The sequence below is a fragment of the Chloroflexota bacterium genome, from assembly GCA_014360805.1.
Classification (GTDB): domain Bacteria; phylum Chloroflexota; class Anaerolineae; order DTLA01; family DTLA01; genus DTLA01.
This window is the reverse complement of record JACIWU010000106.1, coordinates 1-8,335: the sequence shown is the minus strand read 5'-3', so window position 1 is coordinate 8,335 and position 8,335 is coordinate 1. Positions and strand designations below refer to the sequence as shown.

Below are 8,335 nucleotides of genomic sequence, written 5' to 3'. Positions count from 1 at the left end.
TCCCTAGCCGCCGCCGGGTTGGGGCGGCAGAGTCCCCTCGCCCCGCCTCGCGGGGAGAGGGCTAGGGTGAGGGGTGCTATCCCCTCGCCCCGCCCCGCGGCGGGTGCAAGAGACCGCAAAGGTCTGGGAGGCCTATGGGGTCTTCGCATCCCGCGCGACGCGCCGCGGGCCGATTTTGACGTTTTTCGGGCCGCCGCGTATAATAGGGCCGTAACGCTCCTCGGTAGCTCAATCGGCAGAGCGGCCGGCTGTTAACCGGTTGGTTGTAGGTTCGAGTCCTGCCCGAGGAGCCTTTTTGTTTGCCCACACGTGCCCCTTGAACCCCCGCGCACACCCGTCGGTATTTTCTATGGACGCCTATGTAGTAAGGATGGCTAGATGGCGCGGGTGTGCTTCCGAGTCGCCGTGTTGCTCGGCGTGGCGGTCCTGCTGGCGGGCTGTAGCGGGCCGCTGCCCGGCATTCGCACCACCATGCCCGGCGCCAGCATCCCGCCGCGCTACACGGAATGGGTGGGCGTCAACAGCATGGCCGTTTACATGCCCGCTCCCGCCGCCGGCTCGCGGGATGAGATGGCGCTGAGCGTAACGTTTCTGACGGCAACCAAACGCTCGCGCCATCTGGTTATCGGCGTGGCCTACCTTGCCGACGGCGACCTGAAGGGCTACCAGATCGCGGGACGCACCGCCACCGAAGCCGTGCGCCCCACGCTCGGAGCCGACGATCGCGGCCACCTGCACCTGGCCTGGCTGGAACCGGGCGGGGTGCGCCGCTACGTGGTGTACTACGCAAGCACAGCGCCAGAAGCGCGAGCGGCGCTCAACACGCTCACGCCCCGCGATGTGGCGAACGCCGCGTTGGAGGGACTGTGGAGCGTCATAGAGGCGGTGAGCCTGTTCCCGATGGCCTTCCTGGCGCTCCTTGCGCCGATGCTCTGGATCGTCGCGTATCTGGTGGCCAAAGCCGACGCCAACCTGCGATCGTGAGGGCCGCGCATAGCCCTGGCCGTCGCCATTCTCCTGTACATCCCCGCCAAGTTCTTCCTGCTCCCGCCGTTCTACGACCGACTCTCGCCGGCAGGGGCCAATGCGCTCGTGCTCGGCCTGCCCCTGGCCATCCTTGGCGCCGCACTGGGGGTCATGGGACTGTACTTGAAGAAGGCGGAGAGTCACTCGCTGCTGGCGGCCTATCTCATCTTCGGCGCGACGGACGCCTTCCTCACCATCGCGCTGTACGCCCCTGGCTTCCTGGAGTGAGATTCGCCGGTAGTGTATCTTTTTCGGTGGAAACTGCGCGACCCAGGCTACAGACGTCGGGTACGAAAACCTGCCCCTGCGCTCGCAATGGATCGGCGGCAAAATGCCCAAACACGTAGGGCGGCTTTCCATAGCCGCCGGAAACAGGGAGCAGGTATGGAAACCTGCCCTACACTCTATTCGTTTCATGCTGCCGCTCATCGGTCTGACCAATTTCCACCGAAATGTATACGCTGCCAGAATTGACCCGCCATCCCGTTTCCCCCAGCGCCATCCTATGCTATAATGGCGGCGACCGACGGAATGCCATCTCGCAGAGGAGGGAAACATCATGTCCGAAAGGCCGCGTCCGCACGACGAGAAAGAGGAAGAGAAGCAACACGAGAAGGAAGACGAGAAGCGGGAAGAGAAGAGCGCCGAGGAGAAATGGCAGCGCGACCCGCTGGGAACGCTCATCTGGGCGGGCATCCTCATTTGGGCGGGCATCGTCCTGCTGGCCGACAACCTTGGCTATCTGGACGTGTGGGCCACGCAACTGGGTGTGCCCGACTTCAGCGCCTGGAACTTCATCTTCCTGGGCGCGGCGCTCCTGCTGGTGCTGGAAATCCTGGTGCGCCTGGCCGTCCCCACCTACCGTCGCCCCGTTGTGGGCACGGCCATCTTCGCCCTCATCCTGTTCGGCATCGGTCTGGGCGACCGATTCGGGTGGGAACTCATCTGGCCGGCGATTCTCATCATCCTGGGCCTGTCCATCCTCCTGCGGGGGTTCACGCGGAGGCGATAGCCGGCGCGGGGCCGCCTGTCGCCATCCTACAAGCGCCCCAGGTTGAACGTCATGAACTCGTCCCAGATGTAGCGCAGGGGAGTGTGCCAGCGGTCGCGGCCAATGCACCGGAAGTAGGGCGGCCGCACCGCCAGGATGAGATCGCCGATCTTGTAGCGCGCCAGGATGGGTGTGGACACGACCAGGCTGCCCATCTCGCCCGGGCGCATCTCGTGGAGCATCTTCACGCCCGACCGCGTCTGGACCTCAAAGAAGAACAGGTCGTAGTTGGGCACCCACGCGCGCTTCTCGTCCATCTGCTGGCCGAACATCCCCTCGGTCGCGCCGTAGATTTCGCGGATGGCAACGGGGCCGTACAGCGCCGTCAGCGACGGCTCGTAGCGCGTGTTGATGCCCGGCACGCTCCCCAGCGTCATGATCTGCGTCTTCCACAGGTCTTTGGGATACACCCCGTGCGCCTTCTTCAGGTAGCGGGCGAACTTCACGGCCGTCGGCGCGACGCCGCCCACCAGCGTAACGTTGAGGTCCTTGCACTTCTGGTAGGCCAGTTCAAACCGCGCCTCCCAGTCCTTCAGGGTCTTGCCGCCGCCCAGTGCGTCAATCTCCTGCTGCGACGGGACAGAGCGTATGGGCGTCCGCTCTGAGACGTACTTGGTGTAGATGCCGGAACTGTAGCCGTATTCCACCTCGCGGTCGCCCACCTTGACCGTGCCGACCACCGACGGGAAATTGAGGTTCAGGTTGACGCCCTGGAACAGGTCAAATCGCCGGGTGGCGAGGACGTAGTTGAGCATGGCCCGCCCCGCGCTGACGCGCATCTTGAGGTCGGTCGGCGTCATGGGGATGAACTTGGAGTCGCCGGTGGTGCCCCGCGTGATGGCCCAACCGATGGGCGGCTCGGTGAGGAGCAGGCCCACGTCGCCTGCCATGACGCGGTCAATCAGCGGTTTGTAGTCCTCGTAGGTCATGATGGGGAAGGCGCGACGGAAGTCGGCGAGCGAACCGACATGCCCCGCGCCGTGCTGTCGGCCGTACTCGGTGCCCGCGTAGATTTGCAGGTAGCGGTGCAACACGGCTTCTTGCGCTGCGGCGGGGTCGGCCATGGCCTCATGCCAGGGCTGCACCTGCGCCTGGAGCATGGCGATCATCTGCTGGGGATCGTTGGGAATCATGGAGCCTCCTGCGAGTCATGGTGCGCCAGGGGGCATCCCCTGTGCAACGAGAATCGTGCCAATCAAGATGTCATCATTCGCGGCATCGTCGCGCACCATTGTAGCAGGTTCCCGATGCGCGGTCAACGGCCACCTGCGCCCGGCCCTCGTCCCCACTCCCCATGACGGCTGGCTTCCGTCGCCTTGCGCCCCTGCCTCACCCGCGGACGCCAGCCTCCCGCCCGAACGTCATCCCCTACCGTCGTTTGACGCCCCGCGCCGCAACCCCTACAATGAATCCGCAGGCAAGGAGCGAACCCATGACCCAGACTCCGAGAACTTCCCCGTTTTCCAGGCGCTGGTGGACGCGCGGGCGAGTTGTGGCTGCCGTCGTCGTCCTGGCCGCGCTCCTGCGGCTCTGGGCCGCGTGGCAGTTGCCGGTGGACTACGACGAGCCTGTTTATGTCAAAGCCGCGCTGGACTACGCGGCCGCCTTCCGCGCCGGCGACTGGAACGCGGTCATAGACTACGCGGGCAACCGCGAGCACCCACCGCTCGTCAAACTCACCTACGGGGCGGGGGTGCTCGCGCTGGGCGACGGGGTTTCCTGGGATGCGGCGCTCCTTGCGAGCCGCCTCATCTCGGCGCTGTTCGGCACCCTGGCCGTGCTCCTGCTGGCCCTGGCCGACCCGCTGGCCGGCGTCATGCTTGCCGTCCACACCCTGACGGTCAAGTACACCAGCCAGGCGTACCTGGAGGCGCTGCCCCTGTTCGCGTGCATCGCAGCGGTGCTCGCGCTCCGGCGCTCGGCGGGCCGCGACCGCTGGCTGTATCTGTCGGCGGCGGCGCTGGGCCTGGCCGCGGCAGGCAAACTCTCGTATCTGCCCATCGCCTTCGTCATCGGCTATATCGCCCTGTGGGAAAGGCCCGGCCGACGCGGAGACCTGGTCCCATACCTCGCGCTGGCGGTCGCCACGTTTCTGCTGCTGAACCCCACGCTGTGGCGTGATCCGCTGCCGCGCCTTGCCCAGACCCTCGCCTTCCACTCGCAGTACTCGCGCAGCGCCCACGTCCAGCAAATCGGCTACCCCTGGTTCCAGCCCATCCTGTGGGTAGCCTTCTCGGTCCCCTGGCATCCCGAGGTCTTTCTCTACGGCGGATTTGACGGCCTCATCTTCCTGCTGGCGCTGGGCGGCGCGTGGTGGCAGTGGCGCGAGCGGCGATGGGCGGTGGTGTGGGCAGGCACGTCCATGCTGACGCTCCTGGCGTGGCCCACCAAATGGCCCCAGTATGCCCTCATCGTCGTGCCGGCGCTGTGCCTCATGGCCGCGGGCACGGCCCGGCGCGCCTACCGCTGGATTGCCGAGCAGGAAGCCTACTGGGAATGGCTGCGGGAGATGGTTCCCAAGCCGCCGCGGGCCTTCTGGTTTGCCCTCGGAGTGGTTGCGCTGGCCTTCGTCGGCCTGTACGTGGCGTCGGGTGTGCTCATGGCCCTGGAGCAGCGGCACTGGACGCACATCACCGCCGCCACGACGCCCTTGCCCGCGAATTCTGTCCGCGACATCGCCGCCACGCCCGACGGGCGGCTTGCCTTGGCGACCTCGGCAGGCGCGGTGCTCTGGTCGCCGCCGACAGCCAGCGGCTCCGAATCGTGGCGAATCTTCACCCACGCCAACTCGGGCCTGCCCGCCGATGACGTGCTCGCCGTGGCCGTCGACTCCACAGGGGCCGTCTGGTTCGGCACGGGCGCCGGCCTGGCGCGCTATCGGGGCGACTCATGGCAAACCTTCGGCGCGGGCGACATGCGCCTGGCCAGCGACCGCGTGTACGCCATCGCTTCGGGCGCGGACGGCCGCCTCTGGGTTGGCACCGGCGCAGGCGCGGCCGCGTATGACGGAGCCACGTGGACGCCGCTCCCGCCCGAATCGGGCCTCGGCGACGCGCTGGTGCTGGCCATCGCGGTGGAGCCCGATGGCCGCGCTGTCTGGTTCGGGACCGAGAGCGCCGTGGTGCGACTGGATTCCGCCGCGCGCACGTGGACTCGGTTCACGCCCGACAACTCGCCGCTGGGCCCGGGCGGCGTCGCCGACCTGATGGTGGACTCCAACGGGCGCGTGTGGGCGGCGACGCTGGGCGGGGGTCTGGGCGTGTGGGATGGGGCCGCGTGGCGCGTGTTCAACGTGGCCAATTCGCGCATCCCATCCAACACGGTACAACGCATCTTCCAGGACGACAGGGGAATGCTGTGGGTGGGGTTCTCGTGGCCCACCCAGTTCGGCGGCGCGTTGGCATCCTTTGACGGCCACACGTGGAGGCAGTACACCGCTGGGCGGGTGGGGTTCTCGGGCGCGGAGGCCCTGGCCATCGCCCAGGATGCGCTGGGCCGCATCTGGGTGGGGACGCAATCGGCGGGCGTGGACGTGTACAGCCCGTGAGGCATCCGCGAATCTGTCCGAACTCAAAGAACGTATCCGCGAATAACACGAATCTGCACGAATCTCTTTGTGTCAATTTGTGTGATTCGTGGATAACGGCGAAAACTGGATCAGCAAGAGCGCATCCACGAATAACACGAATTTGCACGAATCGTACAAACCCATTCGTGCCCATTCGTGTAATTCGTGGATAGGGCCGGTTCGCAAGTCGCACCGCACGCGTTGACAGATTCCGCCAGTTGTGATATAGTGAACGTGGCTTCACCGAAACAGCAATCGGTTCTACCTCAACAAACACCCTGTACAACGTCGTACCCATACGACGGCGTGCCCGTACACAGCGGTTGGGATGGGAGGTGATGCGTAAAGGCAACCAGCATCTCTCGGGTCCTCGGTTCTGAATCCGTGTCTTCACCTTCAGGTTTGCGAATTGCTAGGAGGAGAAACATGATTCGCAACAAGCGCATCGTCTCACTGGTAGGCCTGCTGTTGATGCTATCCTTTGTGCTCGCAGCATGTGGCCCCAAGGCTACCCCTACCCCTACACCCACCAAGCCCCCAGCCGCCACCGTCCCGCCAAAGACCGTCAAGGCGGCTTTCGTTTACGTCGCGCCTATCGGCGACCTGGGGTGGACCTGGGCGCACGACCAGGGCCGTCTCATGGTGGAAAAGCAACTGGGCATTGAAACCGCCTTCATTGAGAACGTCCCCGAAGGCCCCGACGCCGAACGCGTCATCCGCGACTTCGCCCAGAAAGGCTACGACATCATCTTCACCACCAGTTTCGGCTTCATGGACCCCACCCTCACCGTCGCCAAAGAGTTCCCCGACAAGTTCTTTGAGCACTGCTCCGGCTACAAAACCGCCGAAAACATGAGCACCTACTTCGGCCGCATGTACCAGCCGCGCTTCCTGTCGGGACTCGTCGCAGGCAAGGCCACCAAGTCCAACAAGATCGGCTACGTCGCCGCCTACCCCATCCCAGAGGTCATCCGCGGCATCAACGCCTTCACCCTCGGCGTCCGAACCGCCAACCCAAAGGCCACCGTCCACGTCGTCTGGACCAGCACCTGGTTTGACCCCGTCAAGGAGAAGGAAGCCGCCGTCGCCCTTCTGGATGAAGGTTGCGACGTCATCGCCCAGCACCAGGACACCACCGAACCCCAGAAGGCCGCCGCCGAACGCGGTGCCGTCAGCATCGGCTACGACTCCGACATGCGCCAGTTCGTCGGCGACACCGTCCTCACCTCACCCGTCTGGAACTGGGGGCCCTACTACGTCAGCCGCATCAAGGCTGTCATGGAAGGCACCTGGAAGACGCAGGAGTACTGGGGCAGCCTGAAGGACGGCGTGGTAGACCTGGCACCCTTCAGCCCCAAGGTGCCCACCGACGTGGTCGCCCTGGTGGACGAGTGGAAGAACAAGATCCTCAGCGGCGAGTGGGATGTCTTCACCGGCCCCATCAACGGCCAGGACGGCAAACTCGCCATCCTGCACGGCCAGAAGATGACGGATGAAGAGATGCTCTCCATGGACTGGTTCGTGGAGGGCGTTGTGGGCGAGGCGCCCGGCAAGGCCCCCGTCGCCGTTCTGCCGCCCAAACTGAAGGTCGCCTTCGTGTACGTGGGCCCGCAGATGGATCTGGGCTGGTCCTACGCCCACGATCAAGGGCGACTGTTCCTGGAGAAAAACGTCCCCAACGTGGAGACCGCCTTCAGCGAACTGGTGAGCGAAGGGCCAGATTCCACCCGCATCATCCGCGACTACGCCCAGAAGGGCTACGACCTCATCTTCGCCACCAGTTTCGGCTACATGGACTCGGTGATAGAGGTGGCGCAGGAGTTCCCGAAGGTCGTGTTTGAGCACTGCACCGGCTACAAGACGGCGGCCAACGTGGGCACCTACGACGGCCGCGGCTACCAGGGCTGGTACCTGGCGGGCATGGTAGCGGGCAAGATGACCAAGACCAACAAACTCGGCTACATCGCGCCCTATCCCATCCCCGAAGTCGTCCGCAACATGAACGCCTTCGCCCTGGGCGCGCGCTCGGTGAACCCCAAGGTTACCGTCAAGCCCGTGTGGATCTTCACGTGGGTGGATCCCGTGAAGGAGCGCGAAGCGGCCAATGCGCTGGCCGAAGCCGGGTGTGATGTCATCGCCCGCGAGAGCGACTCTACCGAGGCCGACAAGTTGGCCCAGGAGCGCGGCCTCTACGCCGTGGGCTACAACACCTACCTGCCCGACGTGGCCCCCAAGGCGCTGCTCACGGCGCCCATCTGGAACTGGGGCATCCTGTACAAGAAGATCGCCGAGGACGTGCGCAACGGGACATGGAAGAGCGAGGCCATCTGGTGGGGCATGAAAGAGGGCCTGCTCAAGATGGCTCCCTACGGCAGCATGGTCCCCGACGACGTGAAGGCTCTGGTGGAGGCCAAGAAGGCCGAAATCCTGGCGGGCACGTTTGACGTGTTCGTCGGACCCATCAAGGACAACACGGGCGTGGAGCGCGTCGCGGCGGGCGTTACCATGACCGACGAGCAGAAACTGGCATTTGACTGGCTCGTGGAGGGCGTGGAGGGTACCATTCCGAAATAGGCTCCATACCCGGGGTGGAGAGGTTCTGGCGGGCCGCCCCGCCAGAACCACTCGCATATGTGGCGCAGACCCGAAACCGCGAATGGGCGCGAATGAACACGAATACGGTTAGCGTG

The 8,335-nt window shown here is 65.2% G+C and carries 5 protein-coding genes and 1 tRNA gene; 5 read left to right on the top strand and 1 reads right to left on the bottom strand.

Annotated elements, in window-relative coordinates:
• The first annotated feature begins 217 nt into the window (after nucleotides 1-217).
• From H5T65_13060 to H5T65_13050, 3 genes are all read left to right on the top strand, one after another.
• Nucleotides 218-290 (top strand) — tRNA-Asn (locus H5T65_13060).
• An 88-nt stretch (nucleotides 291-378) separates the two neighbouring features.
• Nucleotides 379-984 carry a hypothetical protein gene (locus tag H5T65_13055; protein MBC7260159.1) on the top strand — a complete coding sequence of 202 codons (606 nt, stop codon included), beginning with the start codon at nucleotides 379-381 and terminating at the stop codon, nucleotides 982-984.
• Nucleotides 985-1,585: 601 nt separating this feature from the next.
• Nucleotides 1,586-2,038, top strand: a complete 453-nt coding sequence (locus H5T65_13050; GenBank protein ID MBC7260158.1) for a hypothetical protein — start codon at nucleotides 1,586-1,588, stop codon at nucleotides 2,036-2,038.
• Nucleotides 2,039-2,064: 26 nt separating this feature from the next.
• Here H5T65_13050 and H5T65_13045 read toward each other — a convergent pair whose 3' ends face one another.
• The gene (locus H5T65_13045; GenBank protein ID MBC7260157.1) at nucleotides 2,065-3,210 is read right to left on the bottom strand and encodes a GH3 auxin-responsive promoter family protein; all 1,146 of its coding nucleotides are present in this window, start codon (nucleotides 3,208-3,210) and stop codon (nucleotides 2,065-2,067) included.
• A 299-nt stretch (nucleotides 3,211-3,509) separates the two neighbouring features.
• On the opposite strand from H5T65_13045, the gene H5T65_13040 reads away from it, so the two are divergent.
• The gene (locus tag H5T65_13040; protein ID MBC7260156.1) at nucleotides 3,510-5,624 is read left to right on the top strand and encodes a transcriptional regulator; all 2,115 of its coding nucleotides are present in this window, start codon (nucleotides 3,510-3,512) and stop codon (nucleotides 5,622-5,624) included.
• Nucleotides 5,625-6,071: 447 nt separating this feature from the next.
• Nucleotides 6,072-8,219, top strand: coding sequence for a BMP family ABC transporter substrate-binding protein (locus tag H5T65_13035; GenBank protein MBC7260155.1), 2,148 nt, complete (start codon nucleotides 6,072-6,074; stop codon nucleotides 8,217-8,219).
• Nucleotides 8,220-8,335: the final 116 nt, after the last annotated feature.